Source organism: Sulfurimonas hydrogeniphila (assembly GCF_009068765.1).
Classification (GTDB): Bacteria; Campylobacterota; Campylobacteria; order Campylobacterales; family Sulfurimonadaceae; genus Sulfurimonas; species Sulfurimonas hydrogeniphila.
In genome coordinates, this window is sequence record NZ_CP035534.1 from 263,807 (window position 1) to 287,346 (window position 23,540).

A 23,540-nucleotide genomic window follows, 5' to 3' on the forward strand; every position below is an offset into this window, starting at 1 on the left:
TGCTAACTTAAAGGTATAAAGTCTGCACTGCAGAAGCTGAACTTTGTACTGATTGTCTTTACCGGGGTTTCTTTTGGAATTTCTGTACAGTTTTCATCAGTGATGATAAAACTGTTCGCCTCTGCGAGAGGAGAAATCATTCCCGGAGCATACTGCTCACAAACCGTAAAATATTCACCGTCAAAATAGCCGGGAATGACTGTTCTTCTTCCTGCGCGCAGTGTGACATCATTTTTCATTTTGGCAGTAATGGGGTTGATGTATTTGTCTTTTTGTCCGCTCATTGCATAAATAATGCTTCTTCCGAAAAGCTCAAAATTTAGAGCTGCTGCGAGCGGATTTCCAGGCAGATTCAAGATGACTTTGTTTCCGATTTTTCCAAAAGTAGTCGGTTTTCCAGGTTTGATGGCTACTTTGTCAAAAAGAATTTCATACCCGAAGGCGCCAAACGCCTCTTTTGTAAAGTCGGCATCTCCGACACTTACTCCGCCGCTTGTAATGATAAAATCACAGTCAAGTGCACTCCTTATGTGTGTATGAATATCTTCGAGGGTATCTGCGGCAGTACCGATAAACTCCACTTCACAGCCGAGTTCTTTGACACGGGAGAGGAGAGTCGGTGTATTTGTATTGTAGAGTTGATACTCTGTAATCTGCTCAAAGTGCATTTTCAGTTCATTCCCTGAAGCAAACAGAGCGACACGGGGCTTTTTGTACACTTTGACATGGCTGATGCCCTGGGATGCGAGCAGTGTAATCTGATGCGCATCGATTTTGTCACCGACACAGAGCAAGAGAGTCTCTTTTTTGATATCTTCACCGCTGAGACGGATATGCTTTGAGATGACAAGATTGTCGGGAAGTTTGACACCGTTTTGGCACTCCTGTGTATCTTCAACCGGTACGATACACTGGGTTCCAAGCGGAATTCTTGCTCCTGTCATGATTTTGATGGCTTCTCCGTGTCTGAGTTCACCCTGAAAATCATCCCCTGCAAAAATTGTACAAGACACCGTAACACATTTGTCAGAGTCTTCTATCTTTACCGCATACCCGTCCATCGCGGAATTGTCATAAGGCGGGAGATTGTGTGTTGCTGTAATATTTTCGGCAAGTACATAGCCCAAAGCTTCTTCAATGGGCAGTATTTTGAGCGATTTTCGTTTCGTATTTGTATAAATCAGTTCGAGTGCTTTTTCAATGCTTACAGTCATAATAGTATATCCTTTGTGCAGACTCTTTGTTTAATGGACATATTATAATATAATTTCGTTATGAATGAAATGTATAATATGGGTTTAAGCCTACATAGTTGGTCTGCGGTTGTAATTTTGGTGATGATTTTTGTAAATCTTTTTTTTCTGATAAGTTCTCAGGAGCTTGCCAGATACAAAAGGGTCAACTCTTTGTATTTGACACCTTTGACAATGACAATACTTGGTTCGCTTTTGTTTACCGGTATTGTGATGATGGCGGCAAAGCACCTGCACTTCAGTATAGAAAATATTGCTATGATTTTTTTAGGTGTTGTATTGATTGTTTTGGAAACAAAAAGGTTAAAAGCCCTGAAATATCTGAGTATGAAAAAAGAGCATGCTTTTAACGCATACAAACCGTTTGCAAGAACAATTTTGCAGGCAGAATTTGTTTTGGTGCTTTTGATGTCACTGTGGATGTGGTTTTTGTAAAATGGTATATCTTTTCAATGCAGAAGCAGGCAAAGACTCTTTACATGTAAAGAGCGAAGATTTTAAATATCTTATAAAAGTACGCCGCCACAAAGTCGGTGACGAACTGGGTTTTCGCAATAAAGAAGATATAGAGAGGCTGCATATATACAGGTTGCAGAAAATCGAACCAAGAACGGCAGTGTTTGAGCGTATTTCTTCAGAAATCCTGAGAGTCAAAGCAGAAAAAGAGTTGCATATCGGCTGGTGTGTCATTGACAACAGGTCTGTTGAAAAAGTACTGGCAAGTCTGAACGAAACAGGGGTGAAAAAGATTACTTTCATCTACTGCGAGCGCAGTCAGAAAAACTTTAAGCCTGATTTCAAGCGGTTTGAACGGATTTTGCAGGCTTCAAATCAGCAGTGCGGGCGTACAGAGTTTATGGAATTTGCTACATGTAAAGGGCTTGAAACATTTATCAAAGAAAATCCGGATACAAAAGTTTTTGATTTTACAGACAAAATACTGGAGTGTGAGAGTGATTTTACAACAGTACTGATAGGCTGTGAGGGCGGGTTTTCAGCCAAAGAAAAAGAGTTTTTGAAAAATCAGGAAGTGTTCCGGCTGGATACACCTATGATTCTTCGTTCTGAGAGTGCAGTTTTAGCAGTTGCAAGCAAAATATTGCTTTAAGAGAAGCGTGATATAATTTTTGAATGAAGAGTTATAATATAATTTATAAAGATGAAAAAACATTTCAAAAATTTGTAAAAAAGTATAAACTGAAAGAGGAAAAGGCACTTCTTGTTCAGGTATTGAGCGGGATTACAGAGGAAGAGTTCTGTCTCTCTCTTGCACAGTTTATCAAAAAAGAACTCCCCTATGCAAATATCATCGGTACCACAACGGCCGGCGGCATAGCGAATGCTGTCATGTATGACAAAGAAGTTGTGCTCTCTTTGAGTCTCTTTAAAAAAAGTACAGTCGCTTCGAAACTTTACTCTTTTGAAGATGATTTTAATGTTGCAATGATGCAAAAAGCGCTGGTACGGGAAAATACAAAAGCGATGATAATTTTCAGTGACGGATTTAAAAGTAACGCTGAAGCATTGATAGAAAATATTCACAGGACCATGCCAGATATTGTCATTGCAGGAGGAAGAGCCGGTGATGAATTTTTTCAAAAAACATTTGTTTTTGACGAGAAAAATTACAGTGACAACGGATGTGTGATAGCAACATTAAGCGGTGAGGAACTGCATGCCAAGAGTGATTATATTCTTGCCTGGACCCCTATCGGCAAAGAGATGATAGTGACAAAAGCACAAGAGACAGTTTTGTATGAACTTGACGGAATCCCTGTTTTGGACATATACAAGAGATACCTGGGCAAGCATATTTTGGAAAAAATTCCTGAAGCATGTGCTCCTTTTCCTTTGTTGCTGAAAAAAGGAGACATTACTGTAGCGCGGGATCCTATTGCTGTGACGCAAGAGGGCTTTTTGCAGTATGCAGGCAGATTTGAAGTAGGCGATGTTGTGCGGTTTGGTTTTGCCGACATTGAAGATTTGACAGATCATCTTGATGAACTCTACGGTGCTTTGAGCCGGCACTGCGCAGAAACAATCTTTATATATTCCTGTGTCGCACGAAAAGCACTTTTAGGAGAAAAACTCGAAGATGAACTGGGTGTTTTGGAAGCCATTGCACCGACAGGCGGTTTTTTTACTTTTGGTGAATTCTTTCAATCTTCTGAGATGGCAGAGTTGTTAAATGTCACGACAACAGCGCTCTTCTTGTCAGAATCAGACTATACAGAGTGCGAGAAAAAAAGTTTTGCACCAAAGCATACTTTTGACTCTATAAAAAAATCATTAACCCATCTGGTCAAGATGACATCCCAGGAGTTGGAAACCCTGACCATTCATGATCCTCTGACTGCCTTGTATAACCGACAGGAGTATATCCGTATAGTTACAAAGAAGATAAAAAGTGCAAAACGGTATGGCGAAGTGTTTGGCATGATGATGATTGATATAGACTTTTTTAAACTGGTCAATGACAATTACGGACACGATGTCGGAGATCATGTCTTGAAAAAAATTGCACAAATTTTGCTGAAAAATGTACGTGAGGATGATTTCGTTGCACGATGGGGCGGCGAAGAATTTATTATTGTGAAAAACGCCAAAGTAGAAGCTTTGGAAAAAGTAGCACAGAAGATTCAGAAAAAAATGCTTCAGGAATCTTTTGCGCCGGTGCCAAAGGTGACGCTTTCCTTCGGATTAACGCTTTACTGTGAGGGAGATGATGAGGATGCACTCTTTAAACGTGTAGACAATGCACTCTACAGAGCAAAAGAGAATGGAAGAAATCAGTATATCATCGGATAAATTTTGTATTAAGAAAAAATTTGGTTATAATTCCATTCAGAAAATCTGCCCCCATACGGATTTAAAAAATATATAGATATTCGTACTTCGACGAGTATCAAAAGGTAAAAAGATGAAAAAAGGTATTCACCCTCAGTTAGTTGACTGTACTGTAACATGTGCATGTGGAAATAGTTTTGTAACAAAAAGCCAAAAGCCGGAAATGAGAATTGATATTTGTAATGAATGTCACCCGTTCTTTACAGGCGAAGAGCGTATGGTTGATACGGCTGGTCGTATCGAGAAATTTAACGCACGTTACAATAAAAAATAATTTTTTAACTTGCTGACTCTTGTTCCAACTCCGATTGGAAACATCGGCGATATTTCACTCAGAGCGATTGATGCTCTGAGAAATGCCGATACACTTTTATGCGAAGACACCCGCGTTACCAAAAAACTCATCCATATTCTTAAAGAACGCTATAATACAGAATTTAAAGAGAACCAAAAGTTTATTGCTCTGCATTCTCATAATGAACAAAGTTTTGTTGAAAAACTTTCTCCCTCTTTTTTTGAGCAAAATATTGTCTATGTCAGTGATGCCGGCATGCCCGGTGTGAGTGATCCCGGACAGGCCTTGGTTGCCTATTGTCTGGAACATGATATTTCCTATGATGTGCTTCCTGGTGCCAATGCCGTGCTTACTGCTTTTGTTGCCAGTGGATTTTGTGAAACAAAAATGCTGTTTTTAGGATTTTTGGACCATAAAGGAAGCAGTCGCAGTGAAGGTTTGCAGCGTGCTTTGCACAGTGGCTATACAACAGTTTTATATGAGTCCCCCCACCGTTTGGAAAAACTGCTTTTAGAAATTGCAAAAGAAGCACCTGAAAGAGAAATATTTCTGTGTAAAGAGCTGAGTAAGAAATATCAAAGATACCTGCGTGGCACTGCAGCTGAAATAGTTGTAAAACTTGATGGAAATTTTCGTGGCGAATGGGTTGTGGTGATTCAGGCAGCCAATGAACAAAACAGTTCTGCCGTTAGTGAAAACGATATACTGGCACTGGACTTGCCTAAAAAAGTGCAGGCAAAACTTATCAGTAAAATTACAGGTGAAAATACAAAAGAGATCTATCAAAGATTAATGTAAATTTATGAAAAAATTTTAAATAAACACTTTTTTGGATAAAATACTCTCATGTTAATTTATGCCAAACAACCAATATATTATCTTATCAACAACTATCCGCAAAAAATAAAGACTCTGTATCTTGCAAAAGAACTTGAGAAAAAAGAGTACTCCCGCCTTATGAAAATGGATTTTGCAATTAAACGCATTCCAAATGAAGCAGCCGTTAAAATGAGTAAAAATGCCAATCACCAGGGATTTTTGGCTGAAGTTGAAGATTACAAACTCCATAATTACCAGACATTTTTAGACAAAGAGTTTGTAGTTGTTTTGGCAGGGCTCACAGATGTCGGCAATATTGGCGCCATTGTACGAAGTGCTTATGCCTTGGGTGTGGATGCGATTATTGTCAGCGGGATCAAACATCTTGCTGTTGAACCATTGCTCCGTACAAGTACCGGTGCACTTTTTGATATGCCTTTGGCTGTTGAAAATAACATACATAACTTATTGAATGATTTTAAGATGTCCGGTTTTGTCAGCTATGGTGCTGATATGGGCGGTATTGATATCAGAGAAGCAAAAATTGCGAAAAAAAGGCTTTTGGTCCTGGGCAATGAAGGAGAAGGTCTGACCGCAAGAGTAAGCGCAAAATTAGACAATATAGTCAGTATAAAAATGGCACATGATTTTGATTCACTGAATGTAAGTGTTGCCGGAGCTATTTTAATGGACAGGATGAGATATGAACAATGACGGGTTGCAAAAATTAAAAGATATCGGCGCACAGAAAATTTATGAAGATACACACATACCGGTAGGACATATACAGGCAATTTTACATGCAAGTTTTGACGGTTTGAACAAAATTCAGTTTATTGGTTTTATTTCGATACTCCAAAGAGAGTACAACATTGATTTGAGTGAATTGAAAAATGCCGGAACTGCCTACTATAATGAAAAAAATCCTGTTGAGACAACCACTGAAGACGGGATTTTTATAGCACCGAAAAAAAAGAAAAACTTCACACTTTTATATATTTTACTTACAATGGTTGCTCTGCTTGCTGCTTTGTATTATACAGTGGAATATACAGATGAAGAGATAAAGACTCCTTCTCCAAAACAAAGCAATATTCAGATTTTATCTGTTGATACAAATGTCAGTCAGAAAAAAGATGAAAACAAGACACTCAAAGATGCAAACACGACACAGGAAACTGCAATAAAAAAAGAAAAAGCCGTAGAGAAAAGTTTTAAAATTATTGCAAGATCAAAAGTCTGGATGGGTTATATTGATGTTGCAACAAACAAGAAATATCAAAAGACATTTACGGGAGAGTTTGATCTTGATCCAGACAAAGAGTGGCTTTTGATTTTTGGGCATGGCTACATAGATGTTGTCACGGATACAGAGAAAAAGGAATTTAATTCGAAAAAAACATTAAGACTCCTGTATAAAGAGGGTGCAGTGAAGGAGTTGACTTTTGAGGAATTTAAAAGACTCAACAGAGGTAGTGCATGGTAAAAGTCTTTGTTCTCATGGCACTCTTTTTTGGTTTTGCAAATTGTGCTGATATAACACAAGACTCATTGGATGTGAAAATTAAAAGCTTTTTAGGTGAGAAATCCTATAAGACAAACAAAGATTTTATCAATGTGATTTTTGAACCGAAATCCTCTTTTTATGTCAAAGACAGGGTCAATGCGGTAAAAGTCATACAGACACTCAAAGACAATGGTCTGTTAAATCTTTTTTTTCGTTCACCACAGGATTTTCGGCTCAATTTTAAAACAAGCGGGTATCCTCTCTTTTTTGTAAAAATTATGGAAGACACGCTGCAAAACCTGGGCTATTTCAGATATGTGACAACAGCATCAAATTTTGACAGTTCAGAATTTTCCTGGAGTATTAATCTCACATCAGAGTATGCAACCGACCCTTTGATACTGCAAAACGAACTGCAAAAAAGCGGTTGCAGGATTGTTGATGTAGAAAAAAATTCTCTCAAAGAGTGGACATACACCATTGACATAAGCAACGGATATCTCAATGTCGTGCAGCTGCATACAGGCGAAGAGATGAAACTAAAACGCTCTTTGTATGCCCACTGGCTTGATATTTCAAAGATCAGAAGTCTGACGATCAAAAGTTCAAGAAGAAACAGATGGTATCCGTATATTGCTTATTATGATGCCTCTTTGCATCTTTTAAAACTTTTTAAAAAAAATAAAATTTATAAAAAACTGACACTTATCATGCCCAAAAATGCGAAATATATCAAAATATCGGATATGCATACACTCAAAAATGTCAAAGATTCTCTTGTTTTATATCCAAAGGGCAAAAGATAATTTACAGACCGTAACTTTATTCTAATAATTTTTCGCTAAAATAGCACTAAATATTTCATGTTATAGGGTAAACAATGTTTGATGAGTTTAATTTTAATAGAGTTGAGAGACTTCCAAAGTATGTATTTGCGGAAGTTAATGATATAAAAATGGCAGAACGCCGTGCCGGTAAAGATGTGATAGATTTTTCTATGGGAAATCCTGACGGACCGACGCCGGAGCATATACGAAACAAACTTGTCGAATCAGCCCAAAAGACAAAAACACACGGATACTCTTCTTCAAAAGGGATTCCGAAACTCCTCAAAGCAATTGCAGACTGGTATGAACGCCGTTATGACTGCAAGCTTGATCCTGAAACAGAGTGTGTGGCGACAATGGGTTCCAAAGAGGGGTATGCACACCTTACCTATGCCATTACAAACATAGGAGATGTGGCGGTTGTACCTGATCCTACCTACCCGATTCACGAATACTCTTTTATTCTGGCCGGAGGCAATGTTATCAAATTCGGTATAGAATTTGATGAGCATTACCGGGTAAATGAAGATCACTTTTTTGAGAGTCTGGAAAAGGTTTTCAAAGAGAGCTCCCCGAAACCAAAATATGTTTTGGTCAATTTTCCGCACAATCCGACAACGGCAACGGTTACGCCTGAGTTTTATGAACGTTTGGTTGCAATGGCAAAAGAGAAAAGATTTTATGTGATTTCCGATATTGCCTACGGTGACATTACCTTTGACGGCTATAAAACACCTTCTATTATGAGCGTAGAGGGTGCAAAAGATGTGGCAGTCGAGTCGTTTACGCTTTCAAAATCGTACAATATGGCAGGTTGGCGTGTAGGCTTTTTTGTAGGAAACAAAAAACTCATAGGTGCCTTGCAAAAAATCAAATCATGGTTGGATTACGGTATGTTTACACCTATTCAGGTGGCGGCGACGGTTGCACTGAACGGCGATCAGACCTGTGTGAGCGAGATTACCCAAAAATACAATCACCGCCAGGAGGTGCTTATAGAAGCATTCGGGCGTGCAGGCTGGCATATACAAAAGAATGAGGCAACAATGTTTTCCTGGGCAAAAATTCCTGAGTGTGTCGCACATCTCGGTTCTTTGGAGTTTTCGAAACGTCTGTTGATTGAAGCAGGTGTTGCCGTGGCTCCGGGAATCGGTTTTGGAGAATACGGTGAGGGCTATGTTCGTATAGCACTCATTGAAAATGACAACAGGATTCGTCAGGCTGCCAGAAATATAAAAGAATTTTTAAAACAGTTTGACGGCTGTAAAAAAGAGAGTAAAAAGTAATGATAAAAGTCGGAATAATCGGTGTCGGAACAGTCGGAACAAGTGTAGCACAAATTTTAAAAGAGAATGCGGATGTGATTTCTGCCCGTGCGGGTGTTGATATTGTCGTCAAAAGCGGTATCGTGAAAAATCTCAAAAAAGAGCGGGGTCTGGACATTGTATTAACAGATAATGTAGATGATATTTTAAATGATGAAGAAATAGATATTGTCGTAGAATTGATGGGCGGAGTAGAAGAGGCATTTGAAGTGGTAAAACGCGCACTCAAAGCCGGTAAGTCTGTTGTAACTGCAAACAAAGCGCTGCTGGCATACCATCGTTATGAATTGCAGGAGATTGCAAAAGACAAAGCCTTTGAATTTGAAGCGAGTGTTGCCGGAGGTATTCCAATCATAACGGCACTTCGTGACGGTTTGTCAGCCAATCATATAGAGTCGATTATGGGTATTATGAACGGTACATGTAACTATATGATGACAAAGATGACGAATGAGGGTGTGGCATACGATGACATTTTAAAAGAGTCTCAGGAACTCGGCTATGCCGAAGCTGACCCGACTTTTGATGTGGGCGGATATGATGCTGCGCACAAGCTGCTTATTTTGGCTTCCATTGCCTACGGCATTGATGCAAAACCCGAGGATATTCTGATAGAGGGCATTGAAAATGTGACGCAGGACGATATTGCATTTGCCAAAGAGTTCGGTTATGCCATCAAACTTTTAGGGATTGCAAAAAAAGACAAAAATGAAGTGGAACTGCGAGTACATGCCTGTTTGATTAAACAAGAAGAGATGATAGCAAAAATAGACGGCGTGATGAACGGTATATCTGTTGTCGGCGACAAAGTCGGCGAAACACTCTACTATGGTCCGGGTGCAGGCGGCGATGCAACGGCTTCGGCAGTTGTGGCAAACATCATAGATATAGCAAGAAGCGGAAAATCGACGCCGATGCTTGGATTTAACCGACCGATGGAAGGCAATCAGCTGACACTCAAACCAACGGAAAAAATCGAGTCCAAATACTATTTGAGAGTCAATGTCTCAGACAGAACCGGTGTTTTGGCAAGACTGACAAAAATATTTGAAACACACAATATCTCTATAGAAACCATGCTGCAGCGTCCAAGTGACAATGAAAGTGCAAACCTGTTGATATCAACACATACAGCCGTGGAAAAAGATATACAAAATATGATAGGCGAACTTGAAGCACTTGATTTTATAAATGCAAAACCTTCTATGATCAGGATAGTGTAACTTTTAAGATGAAAATCCTGATTACAGGGGCAAGCTCCGGTCTTGGTGCGGAATTTGCACGTCAATATGCGAACAAAGATACTGAACTTATTTTGTTGGCACGCAGAGAGCAAAAACTGCAAAGCCTGCAAAAAGAACTCGCTCCAAAATGTAAAAGTATTACTTTGCTTGTTGTGGATGTAACTGATTTTGTTCAACTTCAGAAAAAAGTCAGGTCAGTCGGAGCAGTTGATTTGCTTCTGTTAAATGCAGGAATATCGCTTGGACATACGCAAACTATTCCAACGATACATGATTTTCAAAATCTTTACAATGTCAATGTGCTGGCAAATCATGCGATTTTAGAAGTGCTTTTACCGCAACTGCAGGCACAAAAAAGCGGTCATATTGTATTTGTTTCATCGCTTTCGTCACTTTTTACTATGCCGAGTGCAAAAGTGTATGCTTCGTCCAAACGTGCTTTAAATGCCTATGCGGAGGGTATATTTTACAAGTATGCAAAAGACGGTTTACATGTAAGCATACTTTTGCCGGGATTTGTCAAAAGTGAAATGACTGACAAAAATGAATTTAAGATGCCGTTTTTGCTGGATACTGCAGAGGGAGTCAAACGTATGAAAAAGGCAATAGAAAAAAGAAAAAAGTTTTATGCCTTTCCTCTTAGATTTTATTTAATCATTCGTTTTATGAATTTACTTCCATCAGCTTTAAGTCAAAGAATTGTAAACTACCTTTCATAGTTGTAAATTGCAGATTTTTTAAAAAACATATCTTAGAAGGCAAATCCTCGCTTTGCTCTGAGCTTCACGATATGCTTTTTAAAAAATCTTACTGAAAATACGGTAGTAGTTGAGGGTGGAAAATGGAAAATATAAAAACAATTGACAGTGTGTGCGCATACTGTGGCGTAGGCTGTGACATTGCCGCACATGTTGATGTCAAAGAGAACAAAATCAAGAAGATATTCGCACATCCCGACGGTGCTACATCAGAGGGAAAGCTTTGTATCAAAGGAACATACGGTTTTGACTTTGTTGATGCAAAAGAGCGTATTAAAAATCCCCGTATCCGAAAAAGCTTTTTGGAAAAGAATCCTCATATCAAAGCTGTTATAGCTGATTCGCTTCATTCTCTGGATGAAAAATGGTATGAAACAAATTTGGAGAGTGCAACAACAGCCGGTGCAATGAAGCTCAAAGATATTCAGGCAAAATATGGCGACAAATCTGTCTGTTCGCTTGGCGGGGCAAGAAGCTCTTGTGAGAGTGCCTACTATTTTCAGAAATTTACGCGTTATACACTGAACTCTCCACATGTGGACAACTGTGCGAGAGTCTGCCATTCCCCATCACTAAAAGGCATGCGTCTTACTATAGGCGAAGGGGCTGCCTCGAATCCTTTTGATGATATATACAAAACAGAATTTATGATCGTAATGGGCTCAAATACTACAGAAGCTCATCCTATTGTCGGAAACCGTATGATAAAAGCGGCACAAAAGGGCACGCCTATTGCATGTTTTGATGTTCGTGAGATAAAACTGCACAAGTTTTCAAAGTATAAAGCGGTAACACCGCATGAATCAAATCTGCTTGTTTTAAATATGATAGCCTACACTATCATCAAAGAAGAGCTTTACTGTAAAGATTTTATCAAAAACAGAACAAAGAACTGGGAACATTTCAAGGAAAACATATTAGCCGACCCGTATGCAAATCCGGAGTTTTTCAGAGATGTAGAAGGGTATGAGTATCTTGCGGATATGCTTCCTGAAATTGCCCGTGAGTATGCGGCCAAAAAGTCTTTGATTCTCTGGGGTCTCGGGATTACCGAACATGTGGACGGTTCCTATGCTGTTATGGCCATAGTGCATTTGGCACTAATGACCGGAAATATAGGTAAAGACGGAGCCGGTGTTATGCCGCTTCGCGGACAGACCAATGTACAGGGTGTCTGTGACATGGGAATGCTTCCGTATTATGCGCCTGATTATACAGCTCCAAAAGAGGTAGGGCTAATGACACCCCAACTGGTTGACGGAATGCTTGACGGCAGTATAAAAGGTGTTCTCAACATTGGTGAGGATCTGACACACATTCATCCGAATCTTAACAAGATTACGAAAGCCTTTGAAAATTTGGAACTGATATTTGTGCAAGAGCTTTTTATGACAGATATTGCCGAACGTGCCGATATAGTGGTAGGTGTAAAATCAGCCTACGAAAAAACAGGTGTTTATATCAATGCCATGAGAAAAGTACATCTTTCAAGACCTTTGGTAGAGTGTGATTTACCTGATGACTGGGAAGTGATCAAACTGCTTGATGAAAAGATGGGCGGCGGTTTTGGTTTTGACTCGTCCGAAGCAATATGGGAAGATGTCAGAAAAACAGCGACAAACAGATTTAAAGGCGCTTCTTACAAAGTGCTCAGAGAAAATGAAAAAAAAGGCATTTCCTGGCCGATAACCGAAGAGGGAGAGGGCACTCCTGTACTGCATCGCGAAGATTTCAGAACACGTGACGGCATTGGTGCTTTTAGATACCACGGATACAAACTCTCAGGGATGGTAGAAGAGATTTTAAACAAAAATCTCAAAGGATACCATCTTACAACAGGCCGTGCTATGGCACATTACAACAACTCTGCACAAACAAAATATACCGAAAAACTGATGAAACGCTATACAGAGGATCTCTTGTTGGTACATGAAGAGGATGCGGCAGACTTTGTGAGCGAAAAGGTGATTCTAAAAACAGAGTTTGGTCAGACAAATCCTCTTCGTGTAAAGTTTACCAACAAAGTCCGTCCAAAAACGCTTTATACAACATTTCATCATGCAGATTCAAAACTGAACAATATATTTGGAGACAAGAGTGATGAGCTGATTATGACAGCGGCATTTAAGTCTATACAAGTTGAAATAATAAACTGCTAAGCAAACACCAGCCCAGGTTAAAACCTGGGTTCCGAATAAATATAAGCATGTCAAGATATCGAGGAACCAAGACTTCAGTCTGGGCTGAGAGTTGCTTTGAAAATTGCCAAGAAAGGACATAAACCCATGAGCAGAGCAAAAGGAAATATAGCAGAAGAAAAGGCTGCTCTATTCCTGCAAGAACATGGGTATACTATTTTAGAAAAGAATTTTTATTCCCGTTTTGGCGAATTGGACATTATTGCCTTCAAAGATAATATCCTGCATTTCATAGAAGTAAAAAGCGGTGAAAATTATGAACTAGCCATTCAAAACATAACACCGGCAAAACTCTCCCGTCTTATAAAAACCGCACAGGTCTATATGAAAAAAAATACTCTGGATCCTGAGTATATGTTTGATGCACTGATAGTCACCCCGAAAAACATAGAAATATTGGAAAATATTACAATTTAATTTAATTTTTGCTAAACTGTAGAAAGTGATATTTTTTTTACAGGTTTTTTTATGAAAAATAATTTTTTGAATGACACAATGAATAAAGACTATTTGCTCAAAACATTTGACAGAGATGTCATTTTTTCTGCAACTGATTTGCAGGGAAAAATTGTATATGCCAGTGAGGCATTTTGCAGAATAAGCAAATATTCAAAAGAAGAACTTTTAGGAAAAAACCATAATATTTTAAGACATAAAGATATGCCAAAAGAGCTGTTTGCAGATTTGTGGGCTACTCTCAAAGCCGGAAAAGAATGGTATGGCGAGATAAAAAACAGGGCCAAAGACGGCAGTTTTTATTGGGTGTATGCGCATATCGGACCATATACCAATGAGAGCGGAGAAGTTGTCGGCTACCATGCATTGAGAGAAAACATTACAGACAAAAAAGCTTTGCAGGAGCTGCAGAAAAATATGGAAAATATGAATGAGTATCTCAAAGAAGAGGTACACCGCAGAATCAAAGATATTGTAGCACTCAACAAAGATATACGCGAAACACAAAAAGAGATCATATTTACAATGGGCACAATCGGTGAGAGCCGTTCCAAAGAGACAGGAAATCATGTAAGGCGGGTTGCAGAGTATTCCCGCTTGTTGGCGGAGTACAGTGGTATGGATAAATTTCATGCGCAGATGTTAAAAGAAGCAAGTCCAATGCATGACATAGGAAAAGTAGGCATACCCGATGCTATACTCAACAAACCCGCAAGACATACAGCCCAGGAGACTGAAATTATGAAGACACATACTACTCTGGGGTATGATATGCTTAGACACAGCGACAAAGAACTTTTACAGATTGCAGCTACGATTGCGTATGAGCATCATGAAAAATATGACGGCTCTGGATATCCCAGAGGTTTGGCAGGAGAAGAGATAAGCATATATGCAAGAATTACCGCTGTAGCAGATGTATTTGATGCGCTTGGAAGCGAGAGAGTGTATAAAAAAGCCTGGAAGGATGAAGATATTGTTGCAATGTTTCAAGAAGAAAAAGGAAGACACTTTGACCCTCTGCTTGTTGATATATTTTTAAATAATATTGCGGACTTTAAGAAAATAAGAGACCGATATTGTGATGTTGCCTGCTCTTAGTTATTTGTATTTAAATCGGCTTCGTCTAAAAGGGTAAAAAAGCCTGCGGGCTCAAGCACTCCGAAACTTTCAAATAAAATTTTTCCCTGTGAATTAAGAAAATAGTGTCTTGGAACGCCGAATCTTTGGAATTTTTTTGGAATGAAGTGCCGGTCACGTGAGAGATATACAAGAATATAGTCTTGACGAAGCCTCTGTATGACTTTTTTTTGAGAGAGTGTTACTTCTTTAAATCTTTTGCAAAAATGGCATCTGTCCGCTCCGACAAAGAGGTAAATGTTTTTGTGCGCTTTTTGTGCTTGATTTACTGCCGTATTGTAATCATGCAGCCATTTGTCTGTTTCAAATCCAAAAAGAGAAGATGCTAAAAATAGGATAGTTATAAATGTTTTCATAATCAAATTGTATTAGGATTACAATTAAAATGATATAATTTTCCTAATATAAAATGATATCTTAGGAAAAATGATGAAAGAAGCAAAAATATTTTTCGGTTCTAAAGAAGCAGAAAAAGCAGAAGTAAGCCAAAGAAAATCGCCTTACAGCGGGGAAGTGGTTTCAACTGCTCCTGTATGCAGTGAAGAGGATGCAAAAAAAGCATTGCAGATTGCCAAAGATGCCGCTGTATTTGCCAAAAAAAGTACTTTGGCACAGCGTTGCGCATGGCTGCTTGATGTTGCCAAAAAACTTCAAGAAAACAAAGAAGATTTGGCAAAAACCATTACGGATGAAGTAGGGAAGCCTATCTCTTTTTCACGTATAGAAGTTGAACGTTGTATTGAAACCATAACGCTTTCAGCAGAGACAATGCGGACAATGCACGGTGAAACGATCAACACTGATGCCATGCCCAGCGGAAAAAAAACGCTTAGCTTTTTTCGACGCGAACCTGCCGGTGTTGTTGTGGCAATTACGCCTTTTAATTTTCCTTTAAATCTCGTGGCACATAAACTCGGACCGGCACTTGTCGCAGGTAATGCCGTAGTGCTTAAACCGACACCCGAAGCACCTCTGACCGCATACAAGTTTGCAAAGCTTTTTATAGAGAGTGATTATGCCGTACCTGATGCATTAAGTGTTGTTTACGGTGATGCAGAAGTTGGTAATGCACTAATTACAAGCGATATTCCCCGTGTTATCAGTTTTACAGGCAGTGTTCCTGTCGGCAATATTATTACAAAGAATGCCGGTATCAAAAAAATAGGACTTGAACTCGGAGGCAATGCCGCGACATTCATAGAAAAATCGGCTGATCTGGCCTATGCTGCAACGAAATGCGCCATGGGTGCTTTTGTCAATTCGGGACAGGTGTGTATATCGCTGCAGCGTATTTATGTGCAAGAAGATATATATGATGAATTTGCAGAACTTATGGCAGCGGCTACAAAAAAACTCAAAGTCGGCAGCCCTTATGATGAGGAGACATTTATGGGACCGCTCATAGACGATGAATCATGCCAGCGTGCTATGGGTTGGGTTGATGCCGCTATAAAAGAGGGTGCAATTCCTTTACTGGTTCCGCGTTTGGAAGGCAGAACATTTTATCCCTGTGTCATGGCAAATGTAAGGGATGATATGGCAATTGTCTGCGAAGAGGTCTTTGCACCGATAGTTTCGCTGGTAAAAGTGATGGATTTTGATGATGCTGCCCTAAGAATGAATGACTCGCCTTACGGTTTGCAGTTTTCGATTTTTACGAACGATTTAAGCATTGCAAACCGTGCAATAGAGGAGCTTGATGCGGGCGGAATAGTTATAAACGATATGCCGACACTTCGTTTTGACATACAGCCCTACGGCGGGGTGAAACTCAGCGGAGTAGGACGCGAAGGTCCGCGTTTTGCCATAGAAGAGATGACGGAGTTGAAGTCTATTGTCATTTGTTAAATGACAAGTGAAATTTAGACTTTTGTACCCTAAGAGTCGGCACTAAAGTACCGATTCCGATGAAAGAGCTTTTGGGAACCCGTACTTTTAACGCTAAAGCGTAACTTAGAAAAAACTAAATTTTTTTCTGCAGTGCGGGTTTTGTTTTTTACAAGAGAGGGCTGTATGAAAAAAAAAGTAATCGTTTCTGCCTGTTTACTCGGTGAGTGTTGCCGTTATGACGGTAAAACAAAAAAGACAGATGTGGTAGAAGAGGCTTTAAAGGAGTATGAAATCATTCCTTTCTGCCCTGAAGCACCGCTTTTTGGAACGCCGAGAGAACGTATCAATGTTTTGGAAATACACGGAAAAAAGAGAATCGTGACAGATGAGACAAACAAAGACGTTACACAGCTTTTGGAAGACGAAACAAACGCTTTTATGAAACTGCATCCAAAGGTTGAGCGTATCATTCTCAAATCAAAGTCACCAAGCTGCGGATATGGTACGACTCCTGTTTTGAATGAGAAAAAAGAGACTGTGAAACTCGGCAACGGAATCGCTGCAGAGCTTATGAGCAAATATTACAAAAATATCAAAATCGAAGATGAATTAAATTTTATGAAACATAATCCAAACGAGTCAGGTTGACATACCAGTCATCTCTGTAATAATGGCGTGACGGTTTCAGATAGACTTTAAAAGCATCCTCAAAACACTCGATTTTTTTGATAAAATTCTCAGGGATTCCAAGCGTGTTTTCGCAAATGCTTTTGGCGCAGGCATCATCCAGATCATAAAAAAACTCTAACTCGGGATTGTTCGCATCTATCGTAAACTCTCTCTCATGCATTTTGTTTTTCTCCATTTTCAGTGGGTTTGAAAATTGTAGTATTTTTTTATTCCATTTTGGTTACAAAGAGTGACACATATTCTCTGTTAATCTCCTACAGGAATATAGGCAAAACCGTCATTTTGTTTGTTGATAAGTCCTATGGTAGAGTTTGGAATAATTTTTACAAAAGGAACAATGTCATCTTTTGTAAGCCTGTTGCGGTCCATTGCCGCTCCACACATTAGAAATTCCACATCGTAGGTGTCAGCCATTGTGGCGATACGCTGCTTGAGCTCTTTGTAGGCTTTTTGAAGTTTTTGATCATTTTTAAAGATGGTAGTGTCCAGATTTTTTACAAAAAACCTGTAGGCTCCTCCATGGATAACAACGGCCACATCAAGCTCTTTGAGCTGGTTTGCATAGAGTGTTTTGTTGAAAACAATTCCTTTGAGTATATTTCTTTCAAATTTTGCCAAATTTTTTGTTGTCAAATCATACACTGCCTTTGCATTTTCATCTTCGGCCTGAACCAGACTAAGAAGTAAGGTTAAAATCAGTATCACTTTTTTCATTTATACATTCCTTTTGAATTAATGGCATTGGAGATGCCCTTATATTATCCCAGATAAGTAAAATTTATGTAAAATCACTTTTCTTTTTTTAGTACAACTTCACCCAGACCTGTTTTTACAGGGTATCCTGCTTTTACCCAGCCTTTGAGCCCGCCTTTGAGCGTGGTTACATTTTTGTAACCCATTTTTTTCAACACTTCGGCTGCCAATGCCCCTCTGCCTCCGCTTCGACAATATGTTACTATCAGGACATCAGGATCTTTGATCTTTTTCGCCGCTTCCCATTCCAGATTGCCGCGTGTAATGGCTACAAAGTTTTCTTTGTTGAACTCATCATAGGGAATACTTCCCTCGGCTCGCTGTTCACTCTCTCTTACATCCAGAACAATGACGTCTTCACCCTCATCAAGCAAAGCTTTAAGCTGTTTTGCAGGCATCTCTCCCACACTTTTTCTGGCTTCTTTGATAAGCACCATTTTATTTGCAATATCTGCCATAAGCAGGTTGGTACTCAACAATGCAATGATCAACAACAATTTTTTCATTGTTATTCCTCGTATAATAAATTTATCAAATCATTACATCCAAAGGAGTAGTGATTTGATATTTATTTTTTAGTTTTTGATAAAGTTGTTATGTTTGTCAAATACTAAAACAACTTACAGTTAAAGAGTTGAATGACAGTCATTTTTCCTTATGAGGTGTAATGCCAACTATCTAAGAAAGCATACTGCGTTTAACCTGAGTAACTTACCCATAGGATGCCAGGATGAGTTCTATCTCAATCCTCTATCGTTACGAGGCTGTAAGAAAAAAGTTAAACATACGAAAGGATGTACAGATGCACTATTATGTAGGTATAGATATAGCAAAAGGTTTTCATGTTGCCTGTGTGGTTAATCAAGATGATAAAGTGATAAAGAAGTCACTTAAGTTCAGCAATGATGAGAATGGCTTTAATGAGCTACTTTTACTTTTAAACTCCATTGATGAAGTATCAACCTTTACCATTGGTATGGAAGCCACTGGAATTTTCTTTGAAAATCTCTATCTTTATCTGAGTGAAAAAGGATTTAATGTACTATTACTCAATCCTTATCAAACAAATAGATTTAGAGAGATGGACAGCATGAAGAAAGTAAAAAATGACAACATTGATGCTTTAATGATAGCAGCTCTTATTAAATCAGGCAGATACTCTAAAGCCTATGTAAGTGAAGATACTTATCAGAGTATCAAATCACTCTATAGACATAAGAATAATCTACTTGAAGAGATGAAAAAGCATAAAAGACAAATCTCTACACTCTTAGCTGTGGTATTCCCAGAGATGGAACAAGTGATAAGAGATCCCTTTAATGTGACAGGCTTGGCACTTTTAGAGAAGTATCCAACTGCAAAGCATTATCATCATGCGAGTGTAGAGAGAATACTAAAAACCTTTCGGGGTATCAAAGGCAATAACTTCAATGAAGAAAAAGCTACAAAGCTTTTAGAGTTAGCCAAACACTCTGTTTATCAAGGCAATGGTGTAGATGAGAGAGCTTATGTTATTAAATCTCATATCCGAGTGATTAAGCTTCTACAAGAGGAGCTTAAAGAGCTTGAGAATGAGATGTTAAAGCTTTTTAATCAAACACCGCAACTTGAGAGTAATGAAGAGCAAGAGATTATGAATATTATTGATAATCTTAGAACCATACCAGGTGTGAGTGATAAAACCATCTTTGCTCTTATTAGTGAGTGTGGAGACTTAGCGCGATTCAAAAATAATTCTCACTTCATTGGTTATTTAGGTCTTTATCCTACACTAGAGCAATCAGGTAATAAACTCACCTACGGTGCAATCGCAAAAAGAGGTGCAAAGCTTGCTAAAAAAGCTCTCTATCAAGCCGCTATTGCTGCCATTAGGCATAATGAGCAACTCAACAAGCTTTTTCTTGACAAGGTCTCTCAAGGTAGAGCCAAAAAGGAAGCTGTTGTGATTGTTGCAAGGAAGCTTGCACATATCATTTTAGCTATATATAAAAACAATGTTGCCTATAACCCACAAAGGGTATTTCAAGCATCACTATCCTAAAGTTTAATTCAACTATTTAACAATAAGTTGTTATAGAACTTGATAAACACTATATAGGAAATTATATAAATTGTCCTATACCCTCAAGGGGCACCTAGTACCTTATCATTGTCAACCAAACAGTTTTTAGGTGTTTGATCATTGAAACACTTGAGTCAAATTCTAGATAATGACTTTAATAAAGTGCTTCAAAAATCAAACAATCCCAAGAGTTTTATACTCTTGAAAATGTTCTTTGAGGTTTTATTGTTACTGGGCTATTGTTTTTTTTATTTTTTTACTCCGTTTAAGTTATTCTTTATAGGATTCCTTTGTTTTGAAATAACCTAATAGTTAAATGCTTAATTAGGCATTTAACTAAATAGATGAGAGTATGGTATAATTTTATAATTAAAATGTCAAGGACAACAATGCTGGATATGCAACAAAAAATCAAGATATTCAAGGCGCTTGGGAATGAAACACGTTTTTTAATTTTTAAAAATGTTTTTACGGGCGGATATACATGTTCTCTTGATAAAAAAGATCCAAAGGTCAAGGTCAGTCCCCATGCAACCTGTGTAAGCACCATTGCCGAGCATTTTGATTTTTCACTGCCTACGATCTCAAAACATTTAAAAGAACTTCGAGAAGCCGGTATCATCACAATGGAAAAAAAATCAAATAAAATCTATATAGAACCGAATATGGAAACAATCCGGGAACTAGGGGGCTGTTTCAATACTTTGGTTGAAAATTTTGAAGCCAACCGGGAACTTTTTTTCACATAAGACAAAGCGTGTAAAATTACAACTTTTGAAGTTTCTTCTTCCTGTCAAGATAAAAAACATCAAAATCAGCGGCAACAAAACATTCCCCTTTATAGGCAAACTTTATCTCCCTGCAAATCATTTCTGCATCGCAGGAACTTCCCCGTGAATATCTTGGACTGATGTGGGTAGCTATAAGATTTTTTATGTGATGTTTCTGTGCCGCTTCACCCAGTTTTTTTGCTGTAGTATGAAGAAATTTTGTCTTTAATGCATCGTATACTTTCTGTGTGTAGGTACTTTCATGCACCAGCAGATCAAGATTCTCCAGATAAGCGCCTAAAATATCAGGTTCACTGTTGTCTCCGGCTATTATGAGGCTTCTTCCCGGCAGGGGAGACAGCATATAGTCCTTTGAGAGAAACTCTTTTCCTTTGTGCATAATGCTGTTTCCGCGTTTAAGCTCTCCATAAAGAGGCGAAGGCTCGAGTCCCGCCAGGCGCAGCTTTTGCTCATCAAGTTTGTCTGTTGTGTCATGCTCTTGTATAAAATAGGCAAAACTTTCCATAGAGTGTACAAGCGGGAGAACACGGAGGATGAATTTGTCAAAGATTATTCTGCTGTTTGCTTCTGTCTCAACTATTTTGAGCGTATATCCCAGATGCTCTTGGGAAGTGTCTGTAACACATTCAATGAAATGTTTGATTCCTTTTGGTCCATATATCGTCAGAGGAGAAAAGGCTTTGTCGAGTTTTTTTGAAGAGAGCAGTCCGGGAAGCCCGTAGCAATGGTCGCCGTGGAGATGGGTGATGAAGACTGTAGAGAGTTTTCCAATGCAAAGAGAGGTTCTGAGTATCTGATGCTGCGTAGCTTCCCCGCAGTCAAAAAGATACCATTTGTTGTCCTGGTCAAATTCGAGTGCAAGGGCTGTGACATTTCTCTCTTTTGTCGGTTTTCCGGCACTTGTTCCTAAAAAAGTAAGTTTCAATGCGTATTCCTTATATTTGCCCTATAATGATAATAGTGAAATTTTATACAAAGGATACCCAATCATGAATAATTATCAAAGAGTCCATCCGCACAAACCCGCAGGTATTGAAAACAAACGAGCTTTTTTGATTGGTTCGGGGATAGCTTCTTTGGCTGCTGCCGAGTATTTAATGCGTGACGGATATATGCAGGGTCATCAAATAACGATATTTGAAGAGAGCAGTGTGGCCGGTGGTGCGCTTGATGGCGCAGGCAATCCCCAAACGGGCTTTGTAGCGCGCGGAGGACGGGAGATGGAAGAGCATTATGAGTGTTTGTGGGATTTGTATGCCGGGGTCCCATCTCTGGAGGAGGAGGGAAGAACTGTTCTTGATGAGTTTAAAGAACTCAATGACATTGATCCGAATTTTTCAAAGGTACGCGTAATATACAACAGGGGAGAAAAACAGCGTTCAACAGGTTTGGGACTGGAAGAGAAACACATAAAAGAGTTGACAAAACTGCTTTTGAAAAAGGAAGAGGATTTGGGAACTATGAGTGTTGAAGAGTATTTTGAGGCATCCTATTTTGAGACAGACATGTGGCTGTACTGGAGAAGCATGTTTGCTTTTGAGCCGTGGCACAGTGTTGTCGAGATGAAGCGCTATATGCACCGTTTTATGCATCTTTTGCCGGGAATGAGTACGATGAGGGGCCTGGTGTTTACCAAGTATAACCAATACGATTCTTTGACCCTTCCGCTGAAAAAACTTTTAGAGGACAAAGGTGTCAATTTTGTTTTTAACACCAAAGTAAGTGATCTGGAAGTAGATATTCAGGAAGAGAAAAAGACGATAACCGCCATTCATCTGCTGCAAAACTCCAAAGAAGAAGTTATTGAGACATGTGAAAATGATTTGGTATTTTTTACCAACGGCTCAATGGTGGAAAACTCCTCTTTTGGAGATATGAAGAGGGCTCCTGTTTTAAATAGAAAAGAGGGTGCCTGCTGGGCTTTGTGGAAAAAACTGGCACAAAAAGATGCGTCTTTCGGCAAACCGGAAGTTTTTTGCAGTGATATAGACAAAACAAAATGGGAATCGTTTACGATAACTGCCAGGGGACCAAAAATGCGTAAACTTTTGGAGAGTTTTGCCGAGAGAAAATTTTTGCCGCACAAAACGGCAACGGGCGGAATTATTACCATTAAAGATTCGAACTGGCTTATGAGTGTTACGGTAAACAGGCAGCCGCAGTATAAAAACCAGCCATTTGAGTATACGGTTGCCTGGGCATATGCACTCTATCCGGACAACAAAGGCGACTTTATCGACAAGAAGATGAGCGGATGTTCCGGAGAAGAATTGTTAAAGGAACTGTTATACCATTTTGGAATAGATGACAAGGATATGCAGGAATATGTTGAGGAGTGCATCGTGATTCCTGTGATGATGCCTTATATAACAAGCCAGTTTATGCCAAGGCTTCAAGGCGACAGACCGGAAGTTGTACCAAAAGGGAGTGTGAATCTGGCTTTTTTGGGGCAGTTCTGTGAGATTAAAGATGATTGCGTCTTTACTGTTGAATACTCTGTCCGTTCTGCAATTACCGCTGTGTATACACTATTGAAACTCAATAAAAATGTACCGGAGATATATCCGGGCCAGTATGATATTCGTGTGTTGGCAAGTGCTGTCAAAACGATGAAAAGTGAGCATGAAGGCTTGATAATGCGTTTGATTGAGAGTGTTGTCAAAAAGAAATTAAAAAATACCATTTTTGAAAAGTTGCTTTAAGGCACCCCGTAAAGGCTCCGGACAAGAGATACCTGATGAGAAA

The 23,540-nt window shown here is 39.0% G+C and carries 25 protein-coding genes; 19 read left to right on the forward strand and 6 right to left on the reverse strand.

Annotation, left to right across the window (positions count from 1 at the left end):
- Positions 1-2: 2 nt before the first annotated feature.
- Positions 3-1,214, reverse strand: coding sequence for a molybdopterin molybdotransferase MoeA (locus ETP70_RS01365; RefSeq protein WP_151899483.1), 1,212 nt, complete (start codon positions 1,212-1,214; stop codon positions 3-5).
- Between the two features lie 60 nt (positions 1,215-1,274).
- On the opposite strand from ETP70_RS01365, the gene ETP70_RS01370 reads away from it, so the two are divergent.
- The 14 genes from ETP70_RS01370 (at position 1,275) to ETP70_RS01435 (ending at position 14,630) form a co-directional block, all read left to right on the forward strand.
- Positions 1,275-1,688, forward strand: a complete 414-nt coding sequence (locus tag ETP70_RS01370) for a hypothetical protein (RefSeq protein ID WP_151899484.1) — start codon at positions 1,275-1,277, stop codon at positions 1,686-1,688.
- A gap of 1 nt (position 1,689) precedes the next feature.
- Positions 1,690-2,361 (forward strand): 16S rRNA (uracil(1498)-N(3))-methyltransferase, encoded by a 672-nt coding sequence (locus ETP70_RS01375; protein WP_151899485.1) that lies wholly within the window; start codon positions 1,690-1,692, stop codon positions 2,359-2,361.
- Between the two features lie 23 nt (positions 2,362-2,384).
- Positions 2,385-4,061: a sensor domain-containing diguanylate cyclase gene (locus ETP70_RS01380; RefSeq protein ID WP_151899486.1), complete on the forward strand. Its 1,677-nt coding sequence runs from the start codon at positions 2,385-2,387 to the stop codon at positions 4,059-4,061.
- 112 nt (positions 4,062-4,173) lie between these two features.
- Positions 4,174-4,374 carry a 50S ribosomal protein L31 gene (rpmE, locus tag ETP70_RS01385; protein ID WP_151899487.1) on the forward strand — a complete coding sequence of 67 codons (201 nt, stop codon included), beginning with the start codon at positions 4,174-4,176 and terminating at the stop codon, positions 4,372-4,374.
- A 9-nt stretch (positions 4,375-4,383) separates the two neighbouring features.
- Positions 4,384-5,193 carry a 16S rRNA (cytidine(1402)-2'-O)-methyltransferase gene (gene rsmI, locus ETP70_RS01390; RefSeq protein WP_151899488.1) on the forward strand — a complete coding sequence of 270 codons (810 nt, stop codon included), beginning with the start codon at positions 4,384-4,386 and terminating at the stop codon, positions 5,191-5,193.
- Positions 5,194-5,241: 48 nt separating this feature from the next.
- On the forward strand, positions 5,242-5,928 hold the full coding sequence (rlmB, locus tag ETP70_RS01395; protein WP_151899489.1) for a 23S rRNA (guanosine(2251)-2'-O)-methyltransferase RlmB: 687 nt from the start codon (positions 5,242-5,244) through the stop codon (positions 5,926-5,928).
- Complete coding sequence (locus tag ETP70_RS01400; protein WP_151899490.1) at positions 5,918-6,700, forward strand: hypothetical protein; 783 nt, start codon at positions 5,918-5,920, stop codon at positions 6,698-6,700. The genes rlmB and ETP70_RS01400 overlap by 11 nt, the downstream gene beginning before the upstream one ends.
- Positions 6,694-7,527, forward strand: coding sequence for a hypothetical protein (locus tag ETP70_RS01405; RefSeq protein ID WP_151899491.1), 834 nt, complete (start codon positions 6,694-6,696; stop codon positions 7,525-7,527). The genes ETP70_RS01400 and ETP70_RS01405 overlap by 7 nt, the downstream gene beginning before the upstream one ends.
- 74 nt (positions 7,528-7,601) lie before the next feature.
- Positions 7,602-8,834 (forward strand): LL-diaminopimelate aminotransferase, encoded by a 1,233-nt coding sequence (locus ETP70_RS01410; RefSeq protein WP_151899492.1) that lies wholly within the window; start codon positions 7,602-7,604, stop codon positions 8,832-8,834.
- A complete protein-coding gene (locus ETP70_RS01415) occupies positions 8,834-10,096 on the forward strand; it encodes a homoserine dehydrogenase (protein WP_151899493.1) in 1,263 nt (420 codons plus the stop codon). The genes ETP70_RS01410 and ETP70_RS01415 overlap by 1 nt, the downstream gene beginning before the upstream one ends.
- 8 nt (positions 10,097-10,104) lie before the next feature.
- Positions 10,105-10,836: an SDR family NAD(P)-dependent oxidoreductase gene (locus ETP70_RS01420; protein ID WP_151899494.1), complete on the forward strand. Its 732-nt coding sequence runs from the start codon at positions 10,105-10,107 to the stop codon at positions 10,834-10,836.
- A 122-nt stretch (positions 10,837-10,958) separates the two neighbouring features.
- The gene (locus ETP70_RS01425) at positions 10,959-13,034 is read left to right on the forward strand and encodes a molybdopterin oxidoreductase family protein (RefSeq protein WP_151899495.1); all 2,076 of its coding nucleotides are present in this window, start codon (positions 10,959-10,961) and stop codon (positions 13,032-13,034) included.
- A gap of 126 nt (positions 13,035-13,160) precedes the next feature.
- Entirely contained in the window at positions 13,161-13,490 is a 330-nt protein-coding gene (locus ETP70_RS01430; protein ID WP_151899496.1) for a YraN family protein, read from the forward strand.
- 51 nt (positions 13,491-13,541) lie between these two features.
- Positions 13,542-14,630, forward strand: coding sequence for an HD domain-containing phosphohydrolase (locus tag ETP70_RS01435; protein WP_151899497.1), 1,089 nt, complete (start codon positions 13,542-13,544; stop codon positions 14,628-14,630).
- On the opposite strand, the gene ETP70_RS01440 is transcribed toward ETP70_RS01435, so the two are convergent.
- Positions 14,627-15,025, reverse strand: coding sequence for a thioredoxin family protein (locus tag ETP70_RS01440; protein ID WP_151899498.1), 399 nt, complete (start codon positions 15,023-15,025; stop codon positions 14,627-14,629). The two genes, ETP70_RS01435 and ETP70_RS01440, sit on opposite strands and share 4 nt — an antisense overlap.
- A 73-nt stretch (positions 15,026-15,098) precedes the next feature.
- Here ETP70_RS01440 and ETP70_RS01445 point away from each other — a divergent pair, with 73 nt between their 5' ends.
- Together ETP70_RS01445 and ETP70_RS01450 are read left to right on the forward strand one after the other, a co-directional pair.
- On the forward strand, positions 15,099-16,517 hold the full coding sequence (locus tag ETP70_RS01445; protein WP_151899499.1) for an aldehyde dehydrogenase family protein: 1,419 nt from the start codon (positions 15,099-15,101) through the stop codon (positions 16,515-16,517).
- A gap of 165 nt (positions 16,518-16,682) precedes the next feature.
- Positions 16,683-17,147 (forward strand): 2-thiouracil desulfurase family protein, encoded by a 465-nt coding sequence (locus ETP70_RS01450; RefSeq protein WP_151899500.1) that lies wholly within the window; start codon positions 16,683-16,685, stop codon positions 17,145-17,147.
- On the opposite strand, the gene ETP70_RS01455 is transcribed toward ETP70_RS01450, so the two are convergent.
- From ETP70_RS01455 to ETP70_RS01465, 3 genes are all read right to left on the reverse strand, one after another.
- Positions 17,116-17,349 carry a hypothetical protein gene (locus tag ETP70_RS01455; RefSeq protein WP_151899501.1) on the reverse strand — a complete coding sequence of 78 codons (234 nt, stop codon included), beginning with the start codon at positions 17,347-17,349 and terminating at the stop codon, positions 17,116-17,118. The two genes, ETP70_RS01450 and ETP70_RS01455, sit on opposite strands and share 32 nt — an antisense overlap.
- An 86-nt stretch (positions 17,350-17,435) precedes the next feature.
- The gene (locus ETP70_RS01460) at positions 17,436-17,903 is read right to left on the reverse strand and encodes a DsrE family protein (RefSeq protein ID WP_151899502.1); all 468 of its coding nucleotides are present in this window, start codon (positions 17,901-17,903) and stop codon (positions 17,436-17,438) included.
- A gap of 74 nt (positions 17,904-17,977) precedes the next feature.
- Positions 17,978-18,448 carry a rhodanese-like domain-containing protein gene (locus tag ETP70_RS01465; RefSeq protein WP_151899503.1) on the reverse strand — a complete coding sequence of 157 codons (471 nt, stop codon included), beginning with the start codon at positions 18,446-18,448 and terminating at the stop codon, positions 17,978-17,980.
- Positions 18,449-18,744: 296 nt separating this feature from the next.
- Between ETP70_RS01465 and ETP70_RS01470 the strand changes: the two genes are divergently transcribed.
- Both ETP70_RS01470 and ETP70_RS01475 read left to right on the forward strand, forming a co-directional pair.
- The gene (locus ETP70_RS01470; protein WP_188109952.1) at positions 18,745-19,983 is read left to right on the forward strand and encodes an IS110 family RNA-guided transposase; all 1,239 of its coding nucleotides are present in this window, start codon (positions 18,745-18,747) and stop codon (positions 19,981-19,983) included.
- Between the two features lie 410 nt (positions 19,984-20,393).
- Positions 20,394-20,753 (forward strand): ArsR/SmtB family transcription factor, encoded by a 360-nt coding sequence (locus ETP70_RS01475; RefSeq protein ID WP_151899504.1) that lies wholly within the window; start codon positions 20,394-20,396, stop codon positions 20,751-20,753.
- Between the two features lie 16 nt (positions 20,754-20,769).
- On the opposite strand, the gene ETP70_RS01480 is transcribed toward ETP70_RS01475, so the two are convergent.
- The gene (locus ETP70_RS01480; RefSeq protein WP_151899505.1) at positions 20,770-21,720 is read right to left on the reverse strand and encodes an MBL fold metallo-hydrolase; all 951 of its coding nucleotides are present in this window, start codon (positions 21,718-21,720) and stop codon (positions 20,770-20,772) included.
- A gap of 64 nt (positions 21,721-21,784) precedes the next feature.
- Between ETP70_RS01480 and ETP70_RS01485 the strand changes: the two genes are divergently transcribed.
- Positions 21,785-23,497, forward strand: coding sequence for an oleate hydratase (locus ETP70_RS01485; protein WP_151899506.1), 1,713 nt, complete (start codon positions 21,785-21,787; stop codon positions 23,495-23,497).
- Positions 23,498-23,540 lie beyond the last annotated feature (43 nt).